Below are 25,625 nucleotides of genomic sequence, written 5' to 3' on the forward strand. Positions count from 1 at the left end.
CCTGCGCGCATGCCGACCGATCCGTACGACTCCGACCATGACAGCGCCCCGCGACACCATCCCGCGTCCGATCTCTGGCCGCTGACCGCATGGGCGAGCCTGCTGCCACTCCATCTCGACGCGATGCCCAGACCCCGGCCTCGCTCTGGGCCGATCTCGAAATCTTCCACGCCATCGCCGCCACGGGCGGCCTCGCTCTGGCAGCGTCTGCGCTCGGACTGAGCGAGACGACAGTCGCGCGACGCCTGAAAGCCTTCGAGGCGCGGCTCGGCCTGCCACTGTTCAAGCGTGGCGCCAACCGGCTGATCCCGACCGAGATCGGCCTCTCGCTCGCCGAGGATGCGGCAGCGGCGGCCGAGGCCGTCGCGCGTTTCGAGACGCGGGCGAACGCTGCCCGCGCCCGCGGCGACGCCCCCGTCCGCATCACGGCGACGACGTCGATCAGCCTGTTCCTGACGCAACATGCGACCCGGCTTTCGGCCGCGGCGGGAGGCGTCGAGATCGTCATCCTCAGCACGCGCGAGCGCCTCGATCTGGCGCAGGGCGAAGCCGAGATAGCGATCCGGATGCGCAGACCGCCGGAGGGCGCCGGCTATTTCGGCCAGAAGGTCGGCAGGCTGGCGCAGGCCTTCTATATCCGCCGCGAGGTCGACCCTGCGACGGCGCCGATCATCTCGGTCAGCCGGGACGTCTCCTCGCGCATTGAGCAGCACATCCTCGCCTGGGCCGCCGGCCGCCCGATTGCCGCCCGGGTGGGCGATTCCGCAGCACGCTATGAGAGCATCCGCTCGTCTGGTGCCGTCTCGATGGCGCCCTGCTTCCTGGCCGATGCCGATGCGGCCCTGATCCGCCTGGAAGAACCACCCGAAGCGACTGCCGACGAGATCTTCCTTGTCTCACATGAGAGCGGCCGACAGCGCCCGGCGGTGCTGGCGGTGCTGGAGGCGCTACGCAAACTGTTCCGCGAGCATCGTGGCAGGCTGGAAGGGCGCTCGTGATGGATCAATTTCCATCGGTGGCGGTCAGGCCTTGCTAACCAAGTTTTTACAGCAGCTGGCGCAAGTTTTCCTCATCGGCGCCCAGCGCCTTGTCTTGCAAGCTCGGAGAGCAGCGATGCGCCTCGTCATCGCCTTCCTGCGCAACCAGCGCGGTACCATGGTCGCCGACATCGCCAAGGCCGGCGCGGCGATCGCCTTCCTTTCCGTCATTGCCGCCAATTTCATATCGAGCCAGACGGCGCAGCTCGATCGGGATGCGATGCGTCAGGCCACCTACGCGGCGGCCAAGGGCCAGTCATTCGACCCGCTCACCACGGGGTCGATCGTCAAACGCGCCGGCGAAACGAAGCTCGACCCTTGCGTGGTCCCGCGCTGAGGCTCAGCCCAGCCAATCGAGCAGAGCCGGCGTGACGATCTGCGGCGCCTCCAGTGTCGACAGGTGGCCGCAACCCGGCACTTCCAGATAGCGCGCCTTCGTTCCGATGCCGGCGGCGATCTCGCGCGCTTCGTCCGGTGGCGTGATCGCGTCCTCCTCACCGACGATGACCAGGGTTGGGACGGAGATCGTCGCGAGAACCGGCCGCGCATCGGGGCGGACCATGATGGCGCGTTGCTGGCGGATGAAGCCCGATGCTCCCACTGCCTCGGCCATCGCCCGGACCTCCAACCGCAACGCCTCATCGGCGAGGCGGTCGGGCGCGACCAGCTTCTGCCAGAGCAGCGTCACGACATTGTCGAAGGCGCCCTTCTCAGCGAGTGCAATCATCTGTTCCCGCGGCGCATTGGTTTCGGGCGTCGGCGGCTTGGCCGTAGTGTCGAGCAAGGCAAGCCGCGTCACGCGCTCCGGCGCTCGCCGCATCACGTCGAGGGCGAGGTAGCCGCCCATCGAGAGTCCACACAGCGCAAAGCGATCAGGCGCGGCCGCCAGCAGCCGCTCGACCATGGCGGCGATGGTGTCGTCCGCAGTGGTCTCGGCGACGAGAATCTGGCGTCCAGGCGCCAGAGCGGGCCATTGTGGAGCGTAGAGTGCAGGCGTGCAATTCAGCCCCGGGATCAGGACCAGAGCTTCCGGCGTCTTCATCGTCACAGCGCTCATTCTTTACTGACCTTGGCGAGCCAGATTTGATCAGATCGACTCAATCTGATCAGTGATCCGTCCCTCACATTAAGATGAAAACCGTTCTTACCGATCGGCCTTGCGGCGCAAGCGGATCGGAACCGGCTCTAGAATGTTGACTTTGCCCTGTTTTTTCTGCAATGCACGGGCGTCCGAAGGCGCGCAGTTCAGCAAAGTCGCGCCACCGTTGCGGTCGATCGGTCATCCCGCCACGTGTCACCGACCCTTGAGAAGCGCTACCATCGATGTCTTTTGCCGAACTCGGCCTGAGCGATAAGGTTCTGACCGCGGTCACCACCGCCGGCTACACGACGCCCACCCCCATCCAGGCCCAGGCCATTCCCCACGTGCTCGCCCGCAAGGACGTGCTCGGGATCGCGCAGACCGGCACCGGCAAGACAGCCGCCTTCACCCTGCCGATGCTGACGATCCTGGAAAACGGCCGCGCCCGCGCCCGGATGCCGCGCACGCTGATCCTCGAGCCGACCCGCGAGCTTGCCGCCCAGGTCGAGGAGAACTTCACGCGCTACGGCGTCAACCAGAAGCTCTCGGTCGCGCTGCTGATCGGCGGCGTCTCCTTCGGCGACCAGGACGCCAAGATCACCCGCGGCGTCGACGTGCTGATCGCCACGCCCGGCCGCCTGCTCGACCATGTCGAGCGCGGCAAGCTCCTGCTCACCGGCGTCGAGCTGCTCGTCATCGACGAGGCCGACCGCATGCTCGACATGGGCTTCATCCCCGACATCGAGCGCGTCTGCAAGCTGGTGCCCTTTACTCGGCAAACGCTGTTCTTCACGGCGACAATGCCGCCCGAGATCACCCGGATAAGTGAGCAGTTCCTGCACAACCCGGTGCGTATCGAGGCTTCCCGTCCGGCGACCGCGGCGACCACCATCACCCAGCGTCTGATCGCTTCGAACAGTCAGGACTTCGAGAAGCGCGAGACCCTGCGCAAGCTCATCCGCGAAGCCAGGGAACTGCAGAACGCCATCGTCTTCTGCAATCGCAAGCGCGATGTAGCAACGCTGCACAAGTCCCTGCAGAACCATGGCTTTCCGGCTGTCGCCCTGCATGGCGACATGGACCAGTACGCTCGCATGGCGGCGCTCGAATCTTTCCGCACCGGCGAGAACCCGATCCTGGTTGCGAGCGACGTCGCCGCCCGCGGCCTCGACATCCCGGCGGTCAGCCACGTCTTCAACTTCGACGTGCCGACCCATGCCGAGGACTATGTCCACCGCATCGGCCGCACCGGCCGCGCCGGTCGCGAAGGCGCCTCCTTCACCATCGTCACGCGCCATGACGACAAGCTCGTCGCGGCGATTGAGAAGCTGACCGGCAAGAGCATCGAGTGGGAAGGTCCTGGCCTCGACGCGCTCCCGCCGGGCGAGCCGCGCGAGGAACGCCGTGGCCGCCGCGGCGACGACCGCAAGGGCGGCCGTCCGCAACGCGGCGGACGCGATGGCAGGCCGCCGCGCGGCGACGCGAAGGCCGAGCCGGCGCCTGCCCGCGAAACTGCTCCGGCCCGCGAGGCCGCGCCGGCCCGCGAGCGCCCGCCTCGCCAGCCTGTATCCGACACTATCGCGCCACGTCGCGGCAGCGAGCGACCCCGCACTCCGCGCCGTGACGACCTCGACGACGGACCGCAGGTCAAGGGTCTCGGCGACCACGTTCCCGCCTTCCTGCTGCGCCCTGTTCGCGCCGGCTGAGCCGCGCTTCGCAGCAACTTTGCTTTAACCCCGATTGTCCTAGGATCGCCCGCGTAGCGGTCGCGGAAGAATTTCGCGGCCGGCGGGGACAGGACGTCATGACAACCAGCCGATCGGGCTTGCCGCAAGCTCACGACCTCGCCGAACAGGTCGTCGCGGCGATGCGTCAGCACTATTCCCCGGGTTATCCCCGCGCCTTTGAAGTTTGGTACGCGCATCTCAGCGGCGAAATGCCGGCGCTGAGCATGGCGATGACCGCCGTGATCGCGGCGAGCAATGGCGAGGTCGGCGCTGCCGACATCGACACCCTCTACGATAAGTTCATCAGCACCGACCGCATCTCGCGCCAGGCCGAACGCACCAGCCTGCAGGTCCTCGCCGAGATCGACAGCATGATGGCTCTGGTCGACCGGGCGCTCAGTTCCAGCGAAGAGTATCACGGCCGGCTCTGCGCCATGTCGGAGGAGGTTCCGCCCTCGGCCGACCGGCACAAGCTGCGCGAATGGGTCGAGGCGCTCGTGCTGTCGACACGCGAGGAGGTCGCGCGCAAGACTCAGCTCGAAACCCAGCTACGTGAAAGCGCGCACGAGATTCACAATCTGCGCGAGGCACTGGAATCGACGCGAGCCGAAGCGTTGACCGATCCCCTTACCGGCCTCGCCAACCGCCGTCATTTCGAGGAAATGCTGCAGAAGGCGATCGATCAGGCGACATTGCGGCGCGAGCCCTTCGCGATGGTCATGGCAGACATCGATTTCTTCAAGAATTTCAACGATATGCACGGCCACCTGACTGGCGACCAGGTGCTGCGTTTGGTCGCCAAGACGATGAAGGACAAGTTCAAGGACAAGGCGATCATCACCCGCTTCGGCGGCGAGGAGTTCGCCATCATCCTGCCGGAAGCCGACGTTGTCGCCGGCAAGTTCGGCGCCGAAACCGTTCGTCAGGCGCTGTTGACCCGGGAGTTGGTGAAGCGTTCGACCAATGAAAGCCTCGGTCGCATTACCATCTCGCTCGGTGTCGCGGTCTATCGGCGCGGCGACACGGCAAGCTCGATCGTCGAGCGCGCCGACAATGCTTTGCTGCAAGCCAAGCGGGACGGTCGCAACCGCACTGTCACCGAGGATGCGATCCAGGACGCGGCGAAGGTCGCCTGAGCGACCTTCGTTTCGTTCACTGAGCGGCTAATGCGTTTTCCGCGCGCGGCTTGATCTCGACCGATTCGCCGCAGCCGCAGGCCGAGACCTGGTTCGGGTTGTTGAAGACGAAGGTCGAGGCGAAACGGTCGCTCTTGAAGTCGAGCTCGGTGCCGAGCAGGAACAGAACCGCCTTCGCATCGACGATCACGGTCGCATCCTTCTCGGTCACGACCTCGTCGCCCTTGTTCACGGCGCGGGCCACCTCGAAGGTGTACTCCATGCCGGCGCAGCCGCCCTTCTTGACGCCTACGCGCAGGCCGAACGCAGGCGCCGCCGGGTCGTCACGCTCCGATTGCGCCATGATGGCGCGAATGCGGGTTGCGGCGGCATCGGTCAGCGAGACCACCTTGAGGCCAGGTATCGAAAACATCCTCGTCCCTCCTCGACCGGATTCAAGGTCCGGTGAAAACAGGATTGCAAACAGCAACATAAGGATTGGTGAGCGCAACGTCGAGATGCACCGGCCGGGATGGCGCCATTTGCTGCTGCGCATTGCATGCAGCGCGGGCCCGTGCACTCTGCCCGGACCGTTCCAGCCTCCGACAGAGAGCCATGACCTCCTATCGCCTGCACCGGCCCGACGCGCTCCGCGCCCTCATCCGCGCCATGATCATAGCCGCCGGCTGGAGCGAGGACGAAGCGAAGGAGACAGCCGAGCATCTGGTACTCGCCAATCTCAGCGGCCATGACAGCCATGGCATCGGCATGCTGCCGCTCTATTTCAACTCGCTTGCCGACGGCCATCTGAAACCGCAGGCCAAGCTCACCGTCCGCAGCGAGGCCGGCCCCTTCCTGATCGCCGACGGCAATGTCGCACTCGGCCAGCCGACCGCCCGCAACGCCGTCGACCGCGCCATCACGATCGCGCAGGCCGGCGGCGTCGCCGTGCTCAATCTACTCGACTCCCATCATATCGGCCGCATCGGCCACTATTCCGAGGTCGTGGCGGCTGCTGGGCTGATCTCGGTGTTCTGGGTCAATGTCGCCGGCCGGCCACCGATCGTCGCGCCCTTCGCCGCCAAGGAGGCGCGTTTCGGCACCAACCCGATCTCGATCGGCCTGCCTGTGCCGGGCGGCGAGCCGCTGATCCTCGACTTCGCCACCAGCCGCATGGCGCATGGCAAGGCGCGCGTCGCGCTCAACAAGGGCGTCACCGTACCGGAGGGCTATATCATCGATGGCGAAGGCCGCCCGACCGTCGAGCCCCGGCATGTCTTCCTGCAGGAAGGGCTGCCGCTCGGCGCGCTCCTGCCCTTCGGCGACCACAAGGGCGCTGGCCTCTCGCTGATCGCCGAATTGCTCTCGGCGGGACTGATGGGTGCCGCCCGCATCGATCAGAAGCCGCACAAGACCTGGATCATCAATTCGCTGTTCGGCGTGCTGATAGATCCCGCTCGACTCGAACCCGACGCCAGCCTGCGCCAGCAGCGCATCGAGAGCTATCTTTCCTTCGTCCGCGCCGCCGCGCCGCAGGATCCCTCGCAGCCCGTGCTGGCGCCCGGCGATAAGGAGCGCGCCACCCGCATCGAGCGCGGGCGCGACGGCATCCCGCTCGACGCCGAGACCTGGTCGCAGATCGTCGCTGCCGCCAAGGCCCATGGTGTCGACGCCGAGCGTTTCTAATCATCGTTAGATTTTGGTCGTTCGCGATCGCGCATATGCTGCTCGGCGCCCTTCTGGCGCGCTAGCCAGGGCTCGCGGCGGATAGCCCAGAGCTCATAAGCCGGCATGAGCGCACTCGGCGGACTATCCAATGTTCCGAGCTTGATCTCGATCTCGTCGGACCCGTCCGCCCAGCAGAACAGTGGCGAGCCGCATGCCGGACAGAAGCGCTCGCCGCCCGCCCGGCTCTGCCAGCAGCCGAGCTCGCCCGAGAGGGTGGCGTTCTCCTTTGGCCAGATGCCGAAATAGGAGAAGGCAGAACCGGAGCCCTTCCGGCAGGTCTCGCAATGGCAGATGCCGATACGGATGGGCTCGCCATCGAGTTCGTAGCGGACCTGTCCGCAATTGCAGCCACCGGAGAGTTTCATCGTCGTCTCTCGATCAGGTTTCGCCAACACGGTCGGCTGACCAACGGCGCGTGGCCGGGGCCGGTTCCACAGCGCTCTTTCCGTCTCCCCTCAGCCTAGATGGCCAGAGCCGGCTCTGTCACTCCGGGAGGCCGGCCTTGCGGAAGCCGGCGACGAAGCGCTCGCGCATCGCGGTATCGCGAAATGGCTCCATCGTGGCCCAGTGGCGGATGCTGAAATCCGGATTGCCGACCAGAAAGAGTTCGGCCTCCGCGCGGGCCTCCTCTAGCCGGCCGAGTTGAGCAAGGCTCGCCGCCAGAAAACGGCGTGAGCTCGTCCGATGGGTTTCGTCCCGGCGCAGGGCCTCGACCGCGGCTTCGTGCTCACCGGCGGCATAGAGTGCCTGGCCGAGCGACAGATAGTACCAGCTCGGCGGAAACGGATTCAGCCGGAAGGCCTTGCGGATGTGCGCGAGTCCCTGCCCGACCTGCCCGGCGAGCACCGTGATGTCGGAGAGCGCCGCCCAGGCATCGGCCTCGTTCGGATCGAGCGCGATCGCCCTGGCGAATTCCACATCTGCCTCGGCGAAGCTGCGCTCATAGGCGAGCAGATAGGCCAGGGCCCAGTGGCAGCCGGCGTCGTTGAGATCGAGCGCGACGGCCTTGCGCGCCAGCTCCAGAGCGGTGCCACGGGAGGCCTCGGTCGGGCCACCGGAATGCACCCATCCCATCCAGTGATTCAGGGCTAGCCAGCGATAGGCCTCGGCGTAGTCCGGATCGAGCGACACCGCGCGCGTCAGCAGCAGATGCGCTTCCTGCGCAGCCTGCGGCGTGTCATCCATCAGCCGGCGTGCCCGCACGCAGAGATCGTAGGCTTCGAGGCTTTTCGGCCGCTGGCGCGGCGGCGGCACGCGCAGCCGGCCGAGCAAGGCCTCCGCGATCCTGGCCGTGACCTCGTCCTGGACGGCGAAGATGTCGTCCAGCTCGCGATCGAAACGATCTGCCCAAAGGTGATTGCCAGTCAGCGCATCGACCAGCTGTGCATTGATGCGGACCCGCCCGGCGGCATGCCTGATGCTGCCCTCCAGCAGATAACGCACGCCGAGTTCCTCGGCGATTTCGCGCACATCCCTCGCCTTGCCCTTGTAGGCGAAGGCCGAATTGCGGGCGATGACGAACAGCTCCGCAGTCCTGGACAGGTCGGTGATCAGGTCCTCGGTCAATCCGTCGGCGAAGATTTCCTGTTCCGGATGGCTGCTGACGTTGACGAAGGGCAGCACGGCGATCGATGGCTTGCTCGGAAGCGGCAAGGGCTTTCGCCTGGCATTGCCGAGTTGCTCGACCGTCCCGGCAAATCGATAGCCGACGCGCGGGACCGTCGCGATCCATTCGCCGCCACCGGCTGGTGCACCGAGCAGCTTCCGGAGCTGTGCGATCTGGACGGTGAGGTTGCCCTCCTCGACGGCCATCCCAGGCCACCCCGCATCCAGCAGATCGGCCTTGCCCAGGATGTCGCCGGGCCGGCCGACGAGCGCCGCGAGGAGCTTCAAGCCGCGATAACTCGCAGTGACAGGGACATCGTTCTCAAGGAGCGTTCCCGCGCTTGAATCGAGCACGAATGGGCCGAAGGCAAAGCGCGATCCCTGCATAGGGCGAATCCATAGCCCGTTTGGAAGTTTTTGGAACTCTTCGGGCGGGCTTAAGGACCGCGCCGCCGGCATCACGCAGAACGAAACCTCCCTTCACTCCGGGCGCCGCGCGCCCACGAACCTTGGGAGGTTGCCATGAACGATGCTCCCATTCTCGCGTCCAACTCGCCTGACGCTGCCCCGGCAAGCCTGCTGGCGACCTGGCGCGAGCGGATACGCGCCCGCTGGAAGCTGGCGCAGATGGCGCAAGAGAATCCGCATCTGCTCAAGGATATCGGCCTGACGAGACTGCAGGTCGAGACGGAGATCGCCAAGCGCTTCTGGCAACGCTAGGCCGAAGCTGCGCCAAACCGTCGGCTCCGGACACCAACCGGCCGTCATTTGGGGTATGGGATGCTCCGACGTAGCGACTCGCGACAGCAGGACAGCATGACCCTCGCCGAATACAACGCCTTCTGCGCCGCCCTGCCCGCGACCAGCCATGTCGTGCAATGGGGCGGCGCCGATGTCTGGAAGGTCGGCGGCAAGGTGTTCGCGCTCGGCCGCGACGATGCCGAGGGGACGCTGTTCGTCTCGTTCAAATGCTCGCCGATGGCTTATGAGATGCTGCGCGATGCGCCGGGCTGCCGCCCAGCGCCCTATCTCGCCTCGCGCGGGATGAAGTGGATCCAGCGCTTCTCCGAAGAAGGCCTGCCGGACGACGCCTTCCGCGACTATCTGCGCGAGAGCCACCGGCTTGTCGCGGCGGGGCTGACGCGGAAGCTGCGCGCGGAGTTGGGGCTATCCGTCTGAGTGACGGAATCTTACACCCTCGCCTCGCCGCGCAGCACCGGTACGCAGCCGCCGCCGACCGTCGCCCGGATCTCGCCATCGACGCGCCGCGCTGTGACATGCAGCAGGCTCGGCCGGCCCATCTCGACGCCCTGCGCGATATCGAAGGCGACGCTGTCCTTGTCGGAGAGCGACAGGGTGAGAGCCGCCAGCGTCGCGCTGGCGCTGCCGGTCGCGGGATCTTCCCAGGTGCCGGCGAGCGGCGCGAACATGCGGGCACGGACCCTGTCGCCGTCCCAGGCGTAGAAGAAGATCGACAGGCGTCCTTCGAGGGCCGGGTTGGCCTGTTCGAGGCGGCGATAGGCGGCGATCTCCGGCGTCGCCCGCGTCAGCGCTTCCGGTGTGACCTCGACGAGGACGAACTTGACGCCGACCGAAGCCTGCTGTGGCGGATGGCGGCCGGTGAGGACATCCTGCGGGCTGAGCCCCGCGCAGGCGGCGATCGCATCAGGCGGCAGCTGGATGCCGAGCGAAAGTGCCTGCGGCGCGGCGATGGTCGCACCCGTCACAAGGCCTCCGGCATCGCGCGCGACCCGAACCTCGACGAGGCCGGCCAGTTCCTCGAACAGCAGGATGCCGTCGCGGTCGCGGCCATGGCCGGCGAGCACGCAGGCGGTGCCGACATTGGGATGGCCGGCGAAAGGCATCTCGGCGGTTCGATGGAAGATGCGGACGCGCGCCGTGTTGGCCGGATCGCTCGGCGGCAGAACGAAGGTCGTCTCGCTATAGTTCATCTCCGCCGCCAATGCCTGCATCTCGGCATCGGACAGGCCGCGCGCATCGGTGAAGACGGCGAGCTGGTTGCCGCCGAAGCGGCGGTCGGTGAAGACGTCGACGGTCTCGAACGGGTAGGTCGGCATGGCGGTCTCCGGCAGCCTGATCAGGCCGGGAGACTGCCACCCGACACGGTGCCGGGGAAATCAGGATTCGGAATGTGACCGATCAAGCGGCGGTGAGCTCAGGCCCACCAGCGCTCGCCGACCGGGAAGCGGCCGGCCGCCTCCTCGATCACCTGGCCGAGCGAGAACAGCGTCTCCTCGTCGAAGGGCCGGCCGATCAGCTGCAGGCCGAGCGGCAGGCCCTGGCTGTCGAGACCAGCCGGCACGGCGATGCCGGGCAGGCCGGCCATGTTTACCGTCACCGTGAAGACGTCGTTGAGGTACATCTCGACCGGATCGGCCGAGCCCTTCTCGCCGATGCCGAAGGCGGAGGACGGCGTCGCCGGAGTCAGCACCGCGTCAACGCCCTGGTCGTAGACCTGCTCGAAATCGCGCTTGATCAGCGTGCGCACCTTCTGGGCGCGCAGGTAGTAGGCATCGTAATAGCCCGAGGACAGCACATAGGTGCCGATCATGACGCGGCGCCTGACCTCGGCGCCGAAGCCGGCGGCGCGGGTCTTCTCGTACATCTCGACGATGTCGCGCCCCTGCTCGCGCAGGCCGTAGCGGACGCCGTCATAGCGCGCGAGGTTGGACGAGGCCTCGGCCGGCGCGACGATGTAATAGGCCGGCAGCGCGTATTTCGTGTGCGGCAGCGAGATCTCGACGATCTCGGCGCCAGCCGCCTTGAGCCAGTCGATGCCCTGCTGCCAGAGCGCGTCGATCTCGGGGTTGAGGCCCTCGAGGCGATACTCCCGGGGGATACCGATCTTCATGCCCTTGACCGAGCGCCCGACCGAGGCCTCGTAGTCCGGCACGGCCCGGTCGACCGAGGTGGTGTCCTTCGGATCATGCCCGGCCATGGAGCGCAGCATCACGGCGGTGTCGCGCACGGTCTTGCCGATCGGCCCGGCCTGGTCGAGCGAGGAGGCGAAGGCGACGATGCCCCAGCGCGAGCAGCGGCCATAGGTCGGCTTGATGCCGACCGTGCCGGTGAAGGCGGCGGGCTGGCGGATCGAGCCACCAGTATCGGTCGCAGTCGCGGCGAGGCAGAGATGCGCGGCGACGGCTGCGGCCGAACCGCCGGAGGAGCCGCCGGGCACGAGATGATTGCCCTCGATCGCACCGGCCACCCCTGCCCCGACATTCGAGCCCTGGCGGCGCCAGGGATTGACCACCGGCCCGAAGGCCGAGGTCTCGTTCGACGAGCCCATGGCGAACTCGTCATTGTTGAGCTTGCCGAGCATGACGGCGCCGTCGCGCCAGAGCTGCGACGAGACGGTCGACTCGTAGGGCGGGACGAACTTGCCGAGGATGCGCGAGCAGGCGGTGGTGCGCACGTCCTTGGTCGCGAACAGGTCCTTGATGCCGAGGGGCAGGCCTTCGAGCGGACCAGCCTCGCCCCTGGCGAGCTTCTCGTCCGAAGCGGCGGCCTGCTTCAGCGCATGCTCGGGCGTCTCCAGCACATAGGCGTTGAGCGCCCGCGCCTGCTCGACGGCGGCGATATGGGCCTTGGCGATCTCGGTTGCGGAGAACTGCTTGGCCTTCAGCCCTTCGCGGGCTTCAGTCAGGGTCAGGCGGGTGAGATCGGTCACGGGGAGTATCCGTAAAACGTATGCGATTGGGCGATGAGGGTGAGCGGAGCGCTTCAGGCACTCACTCGATCACCTTCGGCACCATGAAATAATCGTCCTCGGTGGCCGGCGCGTTGGCGACGATCTCGGCGGCAATCTCGCCGTCATTGACCACGTCCTGGCGCTTCTTCATCACCATCGGCGTCACCGAGGTCATCGGCTCGACGCCAGTGACATCGACTTCGTTGAGCTGCTCGACGAAACCGAGGATGGCGTTGAGCTCGCCTTGCAGCTTCGGCACATCCGCATCATCGACAGCGATGCGCGAGAGATGCGCGACGCGTTTGACGGTGGCGGCGTCGACCGACATGGGCGGGCTCCTGAAACTTCGCAGTGTTTGCGAACACGATTTGTGGTCACGGGCTATACGGCGCGCAAGGCCAGCCCGCAACACACCTCAAGCCGAGCGCGGGATCCCCTCTCCTGAAAGGAGAGGGGTAGGGGTGAGGTGATCGAACTGGAAACGTTGGCCTGAACCCGACCGCGCGGTCAGACCTCGCGGAACTGGTCACAAGGCCTACACCTCACCCTGCCCTCTCCTTACAGGAGAGGGTTCCACGCGCGCGTCTTGGAGGACGGCGGCGTCAGATCGTCGCCGCCTTGCCCTTCTCTGGCACCAGCGCCTCGATCCCGCTGCCCTTCAGCCCCTCCACGAAGACCGCCGCATCCTGGGCGATGATCGGGAAGGAGCCGTAATGGCAGGGAATCGCGAGCTTCGGCTTGACGAAGCGGGTCATCGCCAGCGCCGCCGTCCTGGCGCCCATGGTGAAGCGGTCGCCGATCGGGCAGATGCAGGCCTCGACGCCGTGGATTTCGGCGAGCAGGGCCATGTCAGAGAAGATGTCGGTGTCGCCCATGTGCCAGAGCGTCTTTTCGCCCGCCGCCTTGATGATCGCGCCATTGGCGTTGCCGACCGGAACGGCCACGCCGGCCTCGCCCATGCCGGCCGAATGGTCGGCGCGGACCAGGGTCACCGAGAAGGCGCCGAGATCGACGGTGCCGCCGGTGTTCATCGGCTGGAATTTCTTCAGGCCCTTTGAGGCGAGGTGCATGCACAGGTCGTAATTGGTGATCACGGTGGCGTCGTTCGCCGCAGCGATGGCGAGCGTGTCGCCGACATGGTCGCCATGGCCATGGGTGACGACGATATGGCTGACGCCCTTGCCGGCAGCGGCGGCATCGCCCTCGAAGGCCGGGTTGCCGGTGAAGAACGGATCGATCAGGACCGAGGCGCCGGGCAGGTCGAGCCGAAACGCCGAATGGCCGAACCAGGTGAGCTGCATGATGGTCTCCGCGAAAGGCGACTGGACAGCGCCTGTCTAGGCCGGCGAGATGGCGTAGCCAAGCCGGCCCGAACCCGGAGCACTCTTCCATGACCGATGCAGCCACCCTCGCCCGCCGGATCGCGCAAGGGCGCGGTGACGAGCCTGCCGATCTCGTCATCCGCGGCGCACAGCTGTTCGATCTCGTCTCGGGCGAGCTGATCGAAACGGATATCGCGCTCTGCGGCGACACGATCGTCGGCACCCATGGCCGCTACGAGGGCAAAAGGACTTTCGACGCGACCGGTCTGATCGTCGTGCCCGGCTTCATCGACACGCATCTGCACGTCGAATCCTCGCTGGTGACGCCGCTCGAATTCGAGCGCTGCGTGCTGCCGCACGGCGTAACCACCGCGATCTGTGATCCGCACGAGATCTCCAACGTGCTGGGCGCCGAGGGCATCCGCTATTTCCTCGCATGTGCCGAGGCGATGCGGATGGATCTACGCGTCCAGCTCTCGAGCTGCGTGCCGGCGACGCATCTGGAGACGGCGGGTGCGGCGCTGGAGGCTGGCGACCTCACCCCGTTCATGGACCACCCCAAAGTGATCGGCCTCGCCGAGTTCATGAACTTCCCCGGCGTGCTCCATCGCGATCCCGGCTGCCTCGCCAAGCTCGAAGCCTTTTCGCACCGGCATATCGACGGCCACGCGCCGCTGATGCGTGGGCTCGACCTCAACGGCTATCTTTCCGCCGGCATCCGCACCGACCACGAGACCACGACCACCGAGGAGGCCCGCGAAAAGCTGGCCAAGGGCATGGCGATCCTGATCCGTGAGGGCTCGGTCTCGAAGGACCTGCATGCGCTGATCCCACTGATCACGCGCGACGCCTCGCCTTTCCTCGCCTTCTGCACCGACGATCGCAACCCGCTGGATATCGCCGAGGAAGGCCATCTCGACTACATGATCCGCACCGCGATCGCCCATGGCGCGGATGTGCTCGCGACCTATCGTACGGCCAGCCTCTCGGCCGCGCGGAATTTCGGCCTGTTCGACCGCGGCTTCATCGGCCCGGGCAAGCGCGCCGACATCGTGCTGATCGACGATCTCGCCGCCTGTCGTGTCAAACAAGTGTTCGCCGGTGGCAGGCTGGTCGAGGACACTTTGTTCGCTGACAGGACGACGATTTCACCTGTCGGACTCGCCAGCGTCCGCAGCCGCAGGCTGGCACCGGAGGATTTCGCGGTGACGGCGCGTGACGGCGAGACGCCGGTGATCGGTGTCGTGCCCGGCCGTATCATCACCGAGCGGCTTTCGATGCGCCTGCCGATGCAGGATGGCCTGGCCCTGCCCGATCTCGATCAGGATGCCGTCAAGGTCACGGTGATCGAGCGCCATGGTCGCAATGGCGGCATCGCCAGCGGCTTCGTCCATGGCTTCGGCATGAAGCACGGCGCCATCGCCTCCTCGGTCGGCCATGACAGCCACAATCTCTGCGTCGTCGGTGTCGACGAGGCCTCGATGGCGGCGGCGGCCAACCGGCTGATCGAGACCGGCGGCGGCTTCGCTGTGGCTGATGGCGGCAAGGTCACGGCTGAGCTCGCGCTGCCCGTCGCCGGGCTGATGAGCGACCAGCCTTTCGAGACGGTGCGGCACGGGCTTGAGGGCCTGCGCGCGGCGGCCAAGGCGCTCGGCGTCGTGCTGGCCGAACCCTTCCTGCAGGTCGCTTTCCTGACCCTGCCGGTGATCCCGCATCTGAAGATCACCGACAAAGGCCTTGTCGACGTTGATCGATTCGATTTTATCTAGCGCTACTCTGAAGCCGACCGGGCGCGACCTTGCTGCCAATACGATAGGAAGAGGCGTTCAATCGTTTCAGGACTGGCCTCGTACGCATGCAACTTTACAGATCGGTCGTGGGGAAAATTCGAATTTAAGCCTTTCGCTTCAAATAAAATTTCGCGATCGTTGATTGCGACACCTGAGATAAAACGCCACGGAATTGGTTGGCCATTGTTCAGGTGACTCAGGCGAATATAATGCGGAGAAATGGTCACGGATAATCCACGTCTTGCAACTGTGAGCCACCGAATCGCAAGAAACGACCCGATCGCGCCGCCGAACATCTGAAACGCAGCTTTGGCCCAGTAATTCAGGTCGTAACTTACAGATTGTGGAGTTTCTGCAAGACCTTGATAGAATTTTAGAAATCCTAGCCAAAATCCTAAACCGAAGAACATCAAGCCGATCACGGCTAACACGCCATATCGCCAAGTGTTGTAGGTAAGCTCGAGCGAACGTTCCGAGTGCTCATCCATTTTGCGAATCTGAGGCAAAACTTGCTAAGACTTCGTAATTCTGAATAGGCAATTCCGCCTAGATGAAGCTTCGGCATTGATGAAGCTCATGCTTGAGCTGTCTCAGGCGAAGGGAGGCACATCAGGCATCTCGATCCCCTCGGCCCGCGCTTTCGCGCGCAACCCGAGTCGCCTGACGCCCGGCAGCCGCGTTCCTGGTTGCTCCTCGATCGCATGGGTCAGCATCCTCATGCGCTCGGCGAACCAGTTGCCGCCCATGCTCGCAGGGTCGATAGCGAGGATGAGCTGGCCGGTATCGGACGGACCGCCTTCGTCGTTGAAGAAGGGCGAGGCCTGGAAGGCGAAATGCGTACCGACCAGAGCGGCGGCCAGAATCTCGACCATCATCGCCAGCGTCGCGCCCTTGGCGTCGCCGAGCGGAACCATGGTGCCGCCGAGCGCAGCCTTGGCGTCTGTCGTCGGGTTGCCGGCCGCATCGAGCGCCCAGCCTTCGGGAATCGGTGTGCCCTTCTGGCTCGCCGCGACGATCGGGCCGCGCGCGACCTTGGACAAGGCCATGTCGATGACCACTGGCTCGCGGCCGGCAAGCGGCGCGGCGAAGGCGATCGGATTGGTGCCGAAGATCGGCTTCGAGCCGCCCCAGGGTGCCATAGCGCCGGGCGTGTTGGCGAAGAGCAGCGCGACCAGCCCCTGCTCCGCCAGGCGTTCGACATGCAGGCCGGCCGCGCCGCAATGGCTGGAACGGCGGATCGGAGCCGACGCGATCCCCTGCGCACGGGCGATCTCGGGCAATTCGCTGACAGCGAGATCAATCGCGGGATAGGCGAAGCCGTGGCCGGCATCGATCGCCAGAACGCCCGGCTTGGGCTTGCGCGCAATCGGTATGGCTTGCCCATCGATCTTGCCGGCACACAGCATGGCGAGATAGGTCGGGATCCGCATCAGGCCGTGGCCCTTAAGGCCATCGGCCTCGGCCATCACCAAAGCCCAGGCGACGGAGGCGGCATTGGCGGGCGAGGCACCGGCCTCGATGAAGAGGTTCGCGACCTTCTGCTCGGCCGCTTCGAGCGAGAGCCGTGTCATGTGCGCCCCTCCAGCGCCGCCATCACCCGCTCGGCGACGAGCCCGGAAACGCGGCCGTTCGATTCCACCGTGTTGCCGGCGATATGCGGCGTCAGAATCAGGCTGGGCGTGCCGGCGAAGAGTTTTGCGCCATCGGCCTTGAGCGGCTCCTGCTCGAAGACATCGAGCGCCGCGCCGCCGAGGCGCCCGCCCTGCAGCGCCGCGACCAGCGCCGCCTCGTCCATGATGCCGCCGCGGGCCGCGTTGATCAGGATCGCGTCGGTCTTCATCCTCGCGAAAGCCGCCTCGCCGATCAGCCCCTGCGTTTGCGGCGTCAGCGGCAGATGGATCGAGATCACATCCGAGGTCGAAAGCAATGCGTCGAGCTCGAGCTTCTCGATGCCCTGCCAGACGGGCGCATCCGCGGCAACATAAGGGTCGTAGGCCGCAACCGTCATGCCGAGCGCCCTGGCGTGCCGAGCGACGTCGCGCGCGATCGCGCCGAAGCCGACGAGACCCATGCGCTTGCCGGCGATCTCGCGGCCGATCAGCTTGGTCTTGGGGAACTCGCCGGCGATCATCGCCGCATTGGCGAAATAGGCGCCGCGCAGCAGCGTCATCGCCGTGCCGATGACGTACTCGACAACCGACAGGCTGTTGGCGCCGGTCGCGGGAAACACCTTGATGTCGCGCGCCGCGCAGGCGTCCATGTCAATATTGTCGAGGCCGACGCCGAGCCGGCCGACGACCTTTAGGTTCTTTGCCGCTGCCAGGACCTCGCCGCGCACCTGGGTCTGGTTGCGCACGATCAGCGCGGGCACATCGGTGACCAGCCGCGCAAGCTCGTCAGGCTTGCCGAAGAGGTCCGGGTCGTGATGCACCTTGTAGCGCGCCTGCAGCGCCGCCACCGCCGCCTCGTCCATGAATTCGGTGATGACGATGTCGGTCATGGCTGTTTCCGCTGTGAGACCCATTCAGCCGAGCAGGACGATACCGCCCGTGGCGACGACGAGAATGATGAGGCTGGTGCCGGTGACGAGGGCAAGATGGCGCCAGCCGAGCCGTGCCATCGCCGCAATCGAGGTTCCTAGACCAAGCGCCGCGATCGCGATCAGCAGACCCCAGCGCGAGACTTCGAGCAGGATGTCGCGGACGGGCAGGTAAAGGCCCGCCAGCCCGGCCTGCGTGCTCAGCACGCTGTTCACCAGGCACATCACGAGAAAGACGAAGGCGAAGACTGGGACCGGCACCTTCGCATGGCCATGGCTTTCGCCATGGCGCGTCAGCCACCAGCCGACGATCAGCACCGACGGCAGCAGCAGGAAGACCCGGAACAGCTTGACGATCACCGCCGCGTTCGCCGCCTCGTCCGACACCGCCTGGCCGGCGCCGACGACCTGCGCGACGTCGTGGATGGTCGCCCCTAACATCACCCCGGTCTGCTGCTGCGAGAGGCCGAGCCAGACGCAAAGCAGCGGATAAGCCAGCATCGCGATCGTCGCGAGCACGTTCATCGCAATCACGGTGAAGGCGGTATCGGCGGCCTTGTTGCGGTAGTCGGGCACGACCGTCGCGGTGGCGAGCGCGGCCGAGGCGCCGCAGACTGCGGTCGCGACGCCGGCGAGAGCGCCGACACCCGGCTCGCGGCCGAGCAGGCGCGCCAGCGCGAAGCCGCTGACGACGGTCGCCACCATGGAGAGGACGACAAGCAGCGCAGTGCCCAGGCCGAGCGCGACAATGTCGCCGAGCGCGACGCGCAGGCCGAGCAGCGCAATCGCCCAGCGCAACAGCTTCTTGACGCAGAAGGTCATGCCCGGCTCGAAGCGCTTGGTGTTGGCGATCGGATGCAGGAGCATCCCGATTACCAGTGCGATCACCACGGCCGGGATGCCGACGCGGCCACCGGCAAGCTGCTTCAGGACGGGCTCCGCCAGCACCGAGGCGATCGCCACCGCCGCCGACAGAGCGATGCCCGGAGCAAGTCGGCCGAGGCCATTGGTCAGACGCAAGGAAGCTGCTTCGGTCATGATTGCAGATCGATCCGGTACATCAGCCGTTCTTCCGGCCCGTAGAACGGCGCCACGAAGCTCTCGACGAAACGCCCGCCATTCTTCTCGATGATCCGTCGCGAGGCCGCATTGCCGGTGTCGCAGGTGATCTTCAGGAATGACAGCCCGATGCCGCGAGCCTCGGCCAGCACGATCGCCAAAGCTGCGCTGGCGTAGCCGTTGCCCGCATGGTTCGGCAGGATGGTGTAGCCGACATGGCCGAGGACATGCGGCGGCAGATCCGTGACCGGCCTGCCGGCCTCGTCCTCCTGCCAGCGCAGATTGATGCTGCCGACGAAGGGACGTTCCGGCCGGTCGATAGCGATGATCCAGCGGATGATGTCCGGCAGGCGCGCGACCTCGCTGCCGTCGTGCAGGCGAATCGTGCCCCCGCGCTGGTTTAGCCCAGCGAGGAAGGCGTCGGGATCGGCCGCGATCGCGGCGAGCTGTTCGGGCGCGACGTTGCGCATCGTGTTCGGCGACCAGCCCGCTTCCAGCGCCCGGATATAAGCGGGCAACACGTCCCGCCCCGGCGCATGCAGTGAAACGATCCTGTCCGACACTCTTTTCGCCTCGTCGCGCCCGGAGACCCTGCTCCTCAGGCGCTGCGGTATAGCTTGGTCATCGAGAACTCGCGATGGCCAAGAGCCTCGGCTGCCGTGAGGCGGCCATTCGCCGTGCGCACGATGTTCTCGATCAGGGCGTCGCCGGCCTGCCTGATGGTCAGGTCACGGCGCAGGATGCCGGAGACGTCGACATCGATATGCTCGGGCATGGTGCGCATGGTCTTGGGATTGCCCGTGATCTTGATGACTGGGACGATCGGGTTGCCGATGACGTTGCCCTGCCCGGTCGGGAAGGTGTGCACGACATAGCCGCCCGCCGCCATCAATGTCACGCACTCGGCCGCCGCCGAGGAGGTGTCCATGTAGTAAAGGCCGGGACCCTTCTGCGGTGCCTCGGCAGGCTCGAGGATGTCGATGAACTTGCACTCGCGGCCGATCTTCTCGAGGTTGCCGAGCGCCTTCTCCTCGATCGTGGTCAGGCCGCCGGCGATGTTGCCCTTGGTTGGCTGCGAATCGGAGAGATCGTCGGTCTTGTGGGCCTCGATCACGTCGTCCTGATAGGCCTTCCACATCTTGTACCAGCGCTCGCCGACCTCAGGGGTAGCCGCGCGCGCCTTGCACAGGTGCTCGGCACCGGTGATCTCGGAAGTCTCGCCGAAGACGCCGTAGACGCCGCGCGGAATCCATTTGTCGTACATGTTGCCGACGGTCGGGCAGGACGAGAGACCGGTGGTGGTGTCCGATTCACCGCATTTGGTCGAGACCCAGAGCTCCTCGATGCCGCATTTGGTGCGCTGCAACTCGGTCGCCCACTGCACGAACTCCTTGGCGACATAGGAAGCCTTGGCGATCGTGGCGATGTCGCCATGCCCCTCGATGCCGAAGCCGACCACCGGCTTGCCGGTCTTGGCGATGCCATCGACGACGCGCTTGGTCCAGCCATCCTCGATGCCGATGACGACGACGGCAGCGACGTTCGGGTTCGAGCCGGTGCCGATCAGGGTGCGGAAATGGATTTCCAGATCCTCGCCGAACTGCAGGCGGCCATAGGCGTGCGGGATCGCCAGCGTGCCCTTGATGTTGTTGGCGACGGCCTCGCAGGCCGCGTTGGAGAGATCGTCGAGCGGCAGCAGCAGCACATGATTGCGCACGCCGACGCGGCCGTTCTCGCGGCGCCAGCCCATGAAGGAATCGAGGCTGCGGCCGGTCGGGCGCTTGACGAACGGCGTCTTGAACTCGGGCGCCTCGATCTTGCGACCTTTTACCCGAGCGAGCTTGCCTTTGACGAGGTCGAAATTGGCGACGATGGAGGACATTGGCGATTTCCTGAAGGTTTGGGCTCGACCTGACGGGAGCCCGGAGATCGGGGTCAGCGGAAAGCTGCGCTCACCAGCGCTTGGTCTTGACGTTCTGGACGTGGAGATGCTCGCCCTGCCCGATATCTGCGATCGCCTTGCCGATGTCCTGGCCATACTTCCAGATCGTATCGCCCTTCTTGATCGCCTTGAGCGCGACCTTGTGGCCGATCGGGATGTCCATCTTGGCAGTCAGGCGGAAATCCGAATTGTCGTGGGTGACGACGCCGAGCATGTCAGTCCCGGCCTTCAGGCCCTCGACGACGACGACACCGACCGTGTCCTTCTTCTCGTGCACCAGCAGATGCGGCTTGCTCATGGTGGGCTCCCTGACCGTTTCCGGTGATTTCTCACGCCGAAATCGGGCTCGACGTGGCTGCGCCCAAGTCTTATATAAGACATATGAGTGTGCACAAGCTGGAAATCGCAGAGCAGCCCCGAGACCTCGGCACGCCGGAGACGCTGGGTTTTCGGCCACTTTATCGGCAGGTGAAGGCGATCTTCGTGCGCCGGCTCGTCGACGGCGGTTGGGCGCCCGGCGCTATCCTGCCGAGCGAAGGCCAACTCGCAGCCGAGATCGGCGTCAGCCAGGGCACGGTGCGCAAGGCCCTGGACGAACTCGCGACGGAGAACCTCGTGGTGCGGCGCCAGGGCCGCGGCACCTTCGTCGCCGAGCATGACGAGCGCCGCATCCTGTTCCAGTTCTTCAAGCTGGCGCCCGATCGCGGCGAACCACGCTTTCCCGACAGCGTCGTCCTCTCGGTGACGACGGGCCCGGCCGACGAGGCGGAGCGTGCAGCGCTGGACCTCGCCGACGGCGCTACCGTCATCCGCATTCGCCGGCAGCGCGCTTTCGACGGCGCCCCGCTGATCGTCGAAACGCTCAGCCTGCCGCAGCAGCTCTTCCCGGGGCTGGAGAACGGGCCGATCCCGAACAATCTCTACAGCCTCTATGCCGGCCATTACGGCATCACTATCGCCAATGCGCGCGAGCGGCTGAAGGCGGTGGCGCTCTCCGCCGAGGATGCCGCGGCGCTCGGCGTTCCGGCCGGCGAGCCCGCCCTGCAGATCGACCGCATCGCCCTGTCGCTCGACGGCACGCCCGTGGAGCACAGGCTCAGCCTGTGCCTGACCCAGGAGGTCCACTACCTGTCAGACCTGCGCTGAACCGCCCTCGCATGACAGGCGCGTTCGAGCGTCGTTCGTTTGCAATCGACGCAAGATCAAATCGTTGTCATCAATTTCAAAAGTTTCGCTCGAAGCAGAGTGATCCAAGCTCGAGGACCAAAAGGCCCGAGATTTCGACCAAGCCGACGCAGAGCGGCGCCCCCACCGGAGGAAACGAATGATCGCCCATTTCCGCAGATTCCTCACGACGCGCCGCAGCGTCCTGGCTGGATTGTTCCTGCTAGGGGCAGGCACGCCCGCTTTGGCCCAAAGCTTTCCAACCAAACCGATCACGCTGATCGTGCCCTTCGCCGCCGGCGGCCCCAGCGACGTGATCGCCCGCCTGCTCGGCGAGCATATGGGTCGCACACTCGGCCAGCAGGTCATCGTCGAGAACATCGCCGGCGCGGGCGGGACGGCCGGCGCCAAGCGGCTCATCTCCTCGCCGGCCGATGGCTACACGCTGCTGATCCACCACCTTGCCCTTGCCGCGGCGCCAGCCCTCTACAGCAATCTCGGCTACGATACCCAATCTGCCTTCGCGCCGGTCGGCCTCGTCAATACCGGACCGATGGTGATCTCCGGCAAGCTCGCCTTGCCCCCGGTCGACGGCAAGGCCTTCTTCTCCTACGCCAAGCAGCAGGCTGAGAAGCTCACCGTCGCCCATGCCGGTGTCGGCTCGAATGCGCATCTCTGCGCCGTGCTGATCTCGCAAGCCTTGAGCGTCAAGCTCGCCCAGGTCGCCTATCGCGGCACCGGGCCGGCGATGAACGACCTCGTCGGCGGCCAGGTCGACGTGCTCTGCGACCAGTCGACCACGGCGGTGCCACAGGTCCAGTCAGACAAGATCCGCGCCTATGCCGTGACCTCGCCGGAGCGGCTGGGCGTGCTGCCGAACACCCCGACCTCGCGTGAGGCCGGCACCGAGATCGACATGACGATCTGGCACGGTCTCTACGCGCCGAAGGGCACGCCGGACGCCGCGCTCGACAAGCTCAACGGTGCGCTGCAGGCGGCGCTGAAGGACGCTGCCGTGCTGGAGCGCTTCAAGGCGGTCGGCACCAGCGCTTTTCCGGCGAACGAATGGACGCGTGATGCCCATGGCAAGCGCTTCGCCGCCGAGGTCGCCAAATGGGGGGCGGCACTGAAGGCGGCAGGCTTGACGCCGCAGGCCGCCAATTGAAGCGATGGGCCGCTCGCCTAGTGGTCTGATTCCGACATTCGCATCCCATTATACAGAGCGGCGGAGCGAATGCCGGAATCAACAAGACCACTAGCAACTTCTTGATTCTCTAGTGGAACTTATGAATTTGACATTTGCTCCCCGCCGGATGTCTGCCGGAGGCAAATGTTAAATTCGTTCCACTAGGCGGGCGGCCCATGCTACCGCCCATAGATGAGCGCCAATCTCGTCACGCTGGAGCAGTTCCTCGCCTTGCCCGAACAGGCCCGCCTGCTCGGGCTTGATCTCGGCACCAAGACGATCGGGCTTGCGCTTTCCGACGTCGAACGCCGGATCGCGACGCCGCTGGAGACGATCCAGCGCGTCAAGTTCAAGCAGGATGTGGTGGCGCTACTGAAGGTTACGCAGAAACATGCGATCGCTGGCCTGGTGATCGGCCTGCCGCTCAACATGGATGGCAGCGAAGGGCCACGAGTGCAATCGACCCGCGCCTTCGTGCGCAATCTCGCGCCGCTGACGGCGCTGCCGATCGTGTTCTGGGACGAGCGGATGTCGACGCTCGCGGTCACCCGCACCCTGCTCGACGCCGATGCCTCGCGAGCCCGGCGAGCGGCCGTCGTCGACAAGATGGCGGCCGCCTATATCCTGCAGGGTGCGCTCGACCGGCTCGCTCGCCTCGAATCGGACGGGAACGAGTCGGAAGAGGACTGGGCTAGAGGCGGATCCGATCAGGCTGATGAGCCTGATCGGTGAAGCCGTCTCTAACTTTAGATTAGAGACCGTTTTACCGATCGGCTTGCGGTGCAAGCTGATCGGAACGGGCTCTAGGGAATGACGTAGCCGCGCTTGATCGCTTTCTTCTGCGCGTCGCGGTGATTCTTGAGCGCCTGCTTTTGATCGTCGATGCTCATCCGGTTGACCGGATTGCCGCGGCCGTAACCACCACGATACCCATCGTCGCCGCGATAGCCGCGGTCGCGGCGTCCCTGGTCGTAGCCTCTGTCGTAACCGCGGTCGTAGCGGGGCCGTTCCTGACGGCGGCCATAGCCGTCATCATAATACTGGGCCATCGCCGTGCCGGACCAGAACGCCGCCAGGGCAACCGCACCGCAGCCGGACAACAGCGTCTTGAGCGAGGGTTTCATCGTCTTTCTCCAAGGTCGACAAAGCGACGGCCCCGGATTGGGGCCAATTGTTGCCGCACGCCGTGAAAAGGGCCGCCGCCGTCTAGTGACGGAAGCGACCCTTTAAAGCCTAGGCACCAGGCGTTCAGAATTGATTAAGGCTGTTTTTCCGCGAAGGACTGATCAGCGATAGCTGCCGCCAGCCGGATCCCGGATATTGTCGGGATAGTAGCCGTAATGGCGCGGCGCATAGTAGCGCCGTGGCGCGACGTAGACCGGCTCGTCATAGCCATAGCCGTCATCGTAGCCATAGACCGGTTCGGCATAGGCCGGACGGCTCGCCGCGATTGCCGCAGCGCCAAGGATGCCGAGGCCGACGCCAGCTGCGATCGCCGCGCCGCGGTTGCTGCCGCGCCAGCCACGGCGGTAATACTGCGAGTAATCGGCTTGCGCCGCATCCAAGCGGCTCTTGTCGAAGCCGACCGCACGGGTCTCACCCGCCATTACGGGGGTCAGGCCTGCTACCAGAACGCTGCCGGCGACGGCGAGCGTCACAAGGAAGCGGCTCTTTCCGAAATCTGACATGGCATTCTCCTGTCGGCGGATATCCGCCCTGACACCCGATCTAGCTCGCCACGGTTGAACCGGGCCTGAACCAATCGCGGCTAAATTGCGACTTGATAGAAACGCGCCAACGCCGAAAGAGTTCCTTTTTACGAAATTTATACACGCAGTGATTGCATTATCGGCAGGCGAGTAGCAAGAATAGCTTGATCGAACACCAGTTCGTTTCCCAAAGGCCGATGCGACCACGAGGGCGGACGAGATGAGGAAAGTAACGTCACGACGAATCAAGGAGGACAAAATCTATTCGGATGACAATCGCTTACCCCGAGTTTCCCGCCCCGGCCGCAGCGCCGCGGCCCCGCCCGGACCACATAGCATGGACGCACTCGCACGAATGCAACTGGAAGTTGCTGCTTACATCGAGGAGATCAGCATCGAACTCGGTGCGATGGCGCGGGCAGCGCAACTCAGCAGCCTCGCCTATTTCGTCGATATGACCCGGCTGGAGGCCGCGATCAATCGCCGAACCTGCCAGCTTCAGCTCGGCGAGCCGACCGATCCCGACAAAACTACTCGCTGAGCACGGGTCTTTTTGCAGATTATTAAATCATAGGTTGTATAAATATTACCAGGCAACCTAAAAGGAGCGCCCATGCCGGCTTCTCCGACGTCTTGTGCCTCCAGCGACTTTAACGCGTTCGGAAGCACGCAGCTCCTCAACGAGCCCGAAGCGTTGGCGCTGCAACTCCTCGTCGAGAAACGAGCACGCCAACGCGGTCTGCAGCGTGACGTCGCCGTCAAGGCGGGAAAGACGCTTGCCGAACTCGGCACCCAGGCCCGCGCCGCTGATCTCGATCTGCTCGTTACCTTCCTGGAGCTGGCAGCCGCGGAGGCCGAGCGCGAGTGCGATCGCTGGGGTGAAGCGGCAGGCTGATACCCGTCGCCATG

At 65.5% G+C, this 25,625-nt stretch carries 30 protein-coding genes; 13 read left to right on the forward strand and 17 right to left on the reverse strand.

The window, feature by feature from the left end; genetic code table 11:
* Positions 1–89 precede the first annotated feature (89 nt).
* Together BLM15_RS06680 and BLM15_RS06685 are read left to right on the forward strand one after the other, a co-directional pair.
* Entirely contained in the window at positions 90–998 is a 909-nt protein-coding gene (locus tag BLM15_RS06680; protein ID WP_126111529.1) for a LysR family transcriptional regulator, read from the forward strand.
* Positions 973–1,374: a hypothetical protein gene (locus BLM15_RS06685; protein ID WP_126111531.1), complete on the forward strand. Its 402-nt coding sequence runs from the start codon at positions 973–975 to the stop codon at positions 1,372–1,374. Before BLM15_RS06680 ends, BLM15_RS06685 begins: the two co-directional genes overlap by 26 nt.
* A gap of 3 nt (positions 1,375–1,377) precedes the next feature.
* Here BLM15_RS06685 and BLM15_RS06690 read toward each other — a convergent pair whose 3' ends face one another.
* On the reverse strand, positions 1,378–2,094 hold the full coding sequence (locus tag BLM15_RS06690; protein WP_236846589.1) for an alpha/beta fold hydrolase: 717 nt from the start codon (positions 2,092–2,094) through the stop codon (positions 1,378–1,380).
* Between the two features lie 266 nt (positions 2,095–2,360).
* Between BLM15_RS06690 and BLM15_RS06695 the strand changes: the two genes are divergently transcribed.
* Positions 2,361–3,824: a DEAD/DEAH box helicase gene (locus tag BLM15_RS06695; RefSeq protein WP_126111533.1), complete on the forward strand. Its 1,464-nt coding sequence runs from the start codon at positions 2,361–2,363 to the stop codon at positions 3,822–3,824.
* A gap of 98 nt (positions 3,825–3,922) precedes the next feature.
* Positions 3,923–4,981 carry a GGDEF domain-containing protein gene (locus tag BLM15_RS06700; RefSeq protein WP_126111535.1) on the forward strand — a complete coding sequence of 353 codons (1,059 nt, stop codon included), beginning with the start codon at positions 3,923–3,925 and terminating at the stop codon, positions 4,979–4,981.
* A gap of 16 nt (positions 4,982–4,997) precedes the next feature.
* On the opposite strand, the gene BLM15_RS06705 is transcribed toward BLM15_RS06700, so the two are convergent.
* Positions 4,998–5,393, reverse strand: a complete 396-nt coding sequence (locus tag BLM15_RS06705) for a HesB/IscA family protein (protein ID WP_126111537.1) — start codon at positions 5,391–5,393, stop codon at positions 4,998–5,000.
* Positions 5,394–5,575: 182 nt separating this feature from the next.
* Here BLM15_RS06705 and BLM15_RS06710 point away from each other — a divergent pair, with 182 nt between their 5' ends.
* Positions 5,576–6,646: a malate/lactate/ureidoglycolate dehydrogenase gene (locus BLM15_RS06710; protein WP_126111539.1), complete on the forward strand. Its 1,071-nt coding sequence runs from the start codon at positions 5,576–5,578 to the stop codon at positions 6,644–6,646.
* Here BLM15_RS06710 and BLM15_RS06715 read toward each other — a convergent pair.
* Positions 6,643–7,053 (reverse strand): GFA family protein, encoded by a 411-nt coding sequence (locus BLM15_RS06715; protein WP_126111541.1) that lies wholly within the window; start codon positions 7,051–7,053, stop codon positions 6,643–6,645. The genes BLM15_RS06710 and BLM15_RS06715 overlap by 4 nt on opposite strands.
* 118 nt (positions 7,054–7,171) lie before the next feature.
* On the reverse strand, positions 7,172–8,680 hold the full coding sequence (locus BLM15_RS06720; RefSeq protein ID WP_126111543.1) for a winged helix-turn-helix domain-containing tetratricopeptide repeat protein: 1,509 nt from the start codon (positions 8,678–8,680) through the stop codon (positions 7,172–7,174).
* A gap of 135 nt (positions 8,681–8,815) precedes the next feature.
* Between BLM15_RS06720 and BLM15_RS06725 the strand changes: the two genes are divergently transcribed.
* Together BLM15_RS06725 and BLM15_RS06730 are read left to right on the forward strand one after the other, a co-directional pair.
* The gene (locus BLM15_RS06725; protein ID WP_126111545.1) at positions 8,816–9,013 is read left to right on the forward strand and encodes a DUF1127 domain-containing protein; all 198 of its coding nucleotides are present in this window, start codon (positions 8,816–8,818) and stop codon (positions 9,011–9,013) included.
* 96 nt (positions 9,014–9,109) lie between these two features.
* A complete protein-coding gene (locus tag BLM15_RS06730) occupies positions 9,110–9,472 on the forward strand; it encodes an MmcQ/YjbR family DNA-binding protein (RefSeq protein WP_126111547.1) in 363 nt (120 codons plus the stop codon).
* Between the two features lie 11 nt (positions 9,473–9,483).
* On the opposite strand, the gene BLM15_RS06735 is transcribed toward BLM15_RS06730, so the two are convergent.
* The 4 genes from BLM15_RS06735 to BLM15_RS06750 form a co-directional block, all read right to left on the reverse strand.
* Positions 9,484–10,371, reverse strand: a complete 888-nt coding sequence (locus BLM15_RS06735) for a PhzF family phenazine biosynthesis protein (protein WP_126111549.1) — start codon at positions 10,369–10,371, stop codon at positions 9,484–9,486.
* 98 nt (positions 10,372–10,469) lie between these two features.
* Positions 10,470–11,984 carry an Asp-tRNA(Asn)/Glu-tRNA(Gln) amidotransferase subunit GatA gene (gatA, locus tag BLM15_RS06740; RefSeq protein ID WP_126111551.1) on the reverse strand — a complete coding sequence of 505 codons (1,515 nt, stop codon included), beginning with the start codon at positions 11,982–11,984 and terminating at the stop codon, positions 10,470–10,472.
* A gap of 61 nt (positions 11,985–12,045) precedes the next feature.
* On the reverse strand, positions 12,046–12,333 hold the full coding sequence (gene gatC, locus BLM15_RS06745; protein WP_126111553.1) for an Asp-tRNA(Asn)/Glu-tRNA(Gln) amidotransferase subunit GatC: 288 nt from the start codon (positions 12,331–12,333) through the stop codon (positions 12,046–12,048).
* A gap of 274 nt (positions 12,334–12,607) precedes the next feature.
* Entirely contained in the window at positions 12,608–13,306 is a 699-nt protein-coding gene (locus tag BLM15_RS06750) for a metal-dependent hydrolase (RefSeq protein ID WP_126111555.1), read from the reverse strand.
* Positions 13,307–13,395: 89 nt separating this feature from the next.
* On the opposite strand from BLM15_RS06750, the gene ade reads away from it, so the two are divergent.
* Positions 13,396–15,096, forward strand: coding sequence for an adenine deaminase (gene ade / locus BLM15_RS06755; protein ID WP_126111557.1), 1,701 nt, complete (start codon positions 13,396–13,398; stop codon positions 15,094–15,096).
* A 2-nt stretch (positions 15,097–15,098) separates the two neighbouring features.
* Here ade and BLM15_RS06760 read toward each other — a convergent pair whose 3' ends face one another.
* From BLM15_RS06760 to BLM15_RS06790, 7 genes are all read right to left on the reverse strand, one after another.
* Entirely contained in the window at positions 15,099–15,605 is a 507-nt protein-coding gene (locus BLM15_RS06760; RefSeq protein ID WP_126111559.1) for a hypothetical protein, read from the reverse strand.
* A 102-nt stretch (positions 15,606–15,707) separates the two neighbouring features.
* Positions 15,708–16,688 (reverse strand): Ldh family oxidoreductase, encoded by a 981-nt coding sequence (locus BLM15_RS06765; RefSeq protein ID WP_126111561.1) that lies wholly within the window; start codon positions 16,686–16,688, stop codon positions 15,708–15,710.
* On the reverse strand, positions 16,685–17,617 hold the full coding sequence (locus BLM15_RS06770; RefSeq protein WP_126111563.1) for a hydroxyacid dehydrogenase: 933 nt from the start codon (positions 17,615–17,617) through the stop codon (positions 16,685–16,687). Before BLM15_RS06770 ends, BLM15_RS06765 begins: the two co-directional genes overlap by 4 nt.
* A gap of 24 nt (positions 17,618–17,641) precedes the next feature.
* A complete protein-coding gene (locus BLM15_RS06775; RefSeq protein WP_126111565.1) occupies positions 17,642–18,694 on the reverse strand; it encodes a YeiH family protein in 1,053 nt (350 codons plus the stop codon).
* The gene (locus BLM15_RS06780; RefSeq protein ID WP_236846590.1) at positions 18,691–19,278 is read right to left on the reverse strand and encodes a GNAT family N-acetyltransferase; all 588 of its coding nucleotides are present in this window, start codon (positions 19,276–19,278) and stop codon (positions 18,691–18,693) included. Before BLM15_RS06780 ends, BLM15_RS06775 begins: the two co-directional genes overlap by 4 nt.
* A 35-nt stretch (positions 19,279–19,313) precedes the next feature.
* Positions 19,314–20,465 carry a UxaA family hydrolase gene (locus BLM15_RS06785; protein WP_126116090.1) on the reverse strand — a complete coding sequence of 384 codons (1,152 nt, stop codon included), beginning with the start codon at positions 20,463–20,465 and terminating at the stop codon, positions 19,314–19,316.
* Positions 20,466–20,667: 202 nt separating this feature from the next.
* Positions 20,668–20,955: a UxaA family hydrolase gene (locus tag BLM15_RS06790; protein WP_126111567.1), complete on the reverse strand. Its 288-nt coding sequence runs from the start codon at positions 20,953–20,955 to the stop codon at positions 20,668–20,670.
* 83 nt (positions 20,956–21,038) lie between these two features.
* Between BLM15_RS06790 and BLM15_RS06795 the strand changes: the two genes are divergently transcribed.
* The 3 genes from BLM15_RS06795 (at position 21,039) to ruvX (ending at position 23,739) form a co-directional block, all read left to right on the forward strand.
* The gene (locus tag BLM15_RS06795; RefSeq protein ID WP_126111569.1) at positions 21,039–21,803 is read left to right on the forward strand and encodes a GntR family transcriptional regulator; all 765 of its coding nucleotides are present in this window, start codon (positions 21,039–21,041) and stop codon (positions 21,801–21,803) included.
* A 178-nt stretch (positions 21,804–21,981) separates the two neighbouring features.
* On the forward strand, positions 21,982–22,986 hold the full coding sequence (locus tag BLM15_RS06800; protein WP_126111571.1) for a tripartite tricarboxylate transporter substrate-binding protein: 1,005 nt from the start codon (positions 21,982–21,984) through the stop codon (positions 22,984–22,986).
* Between the two features lie 213 nt (positions 22,987–23,199).
* On the forward strand, positions 23,200–23,739 hold the full coding sequence (gene ruvX, locus BLM15_RS06805) for a Holliday junction resolvase RuvX (RefSeq protein WP_126111573.1): 540 nt from the start codon (positions 23,200–23,202) through the stop codon (positions 23,737–23,739).
* 71 nt (positions 23,740–23,810) lie between these two features.
* Here the strand turns inward: ruvX and BLM15_RS06810 are convergent, their stop codons facing one another.
* The gene (locus BLM15_RS06810) at positions 23,811–24,131 is read right to left on the reverse strand and encodes a hypothetical protein (protein WP_126111575.1); all 321 of its coding nucleotides are present in this window, start codon (positions 24,129–24,131) and stop codon (positions 23,811–23,813) included.
* Positions 24,132–24,293: 162 nt separating this feature from the next.
* The gene (locus BLM15_RS06815) at positions 24,294–24,695 is read right to left on the reverse strand and encodes a hypothetical protein (RefSeq protein WP_126111577.1); all 402 of its coding nucleotides are present in this window, start codon (positions 24,693–24,695) and stop codon (positions 24,294–24,296) included.
* A 358-nt stretch (positions 24,696–25,053) separates the two neighbouring features.
* Here BLM15_RS06815 and BLM15_RS06820 point away from each other — a divergent pair, with 358 nt between their 5' ends.
* Positions 25,054–25,257 carry a hypothetical protein gene (locus BLM15_RS06820; protein WP_126111579.1) on the forward strand — a complete coding sequence of 68 codons (204 nt, stop codon included), beginning with the start codon at positions 25,054–25,056 and terminating at the stop codon, positions 25,255–25,257.
* 72 nt (positions 25,258–25,329) lie between these two features.
* Positions 25,330–25,611: a hypothetical protein gene (locus BLM15_RS06825; protein ID WP_126111581.1), complete on the forward strand. Its 282-nt coding sequence runs from the start codon at positions 25,330–25,332 to the stop codon at positions 25,609–25,611.
* Positions 25,612–25,625 lie beyond the last annotated feature (14 nt).

The sequence above is a fragment of the Bosea sp. Tri-49 genome (assembly GCF_003952665.1).
Taxonomy (GTDB): domain Bacteria; phylum Pseudomonadota; class Alphaproteobacteria; order Rhizobiales; family Beijerinckiaceae; genus Allobosea.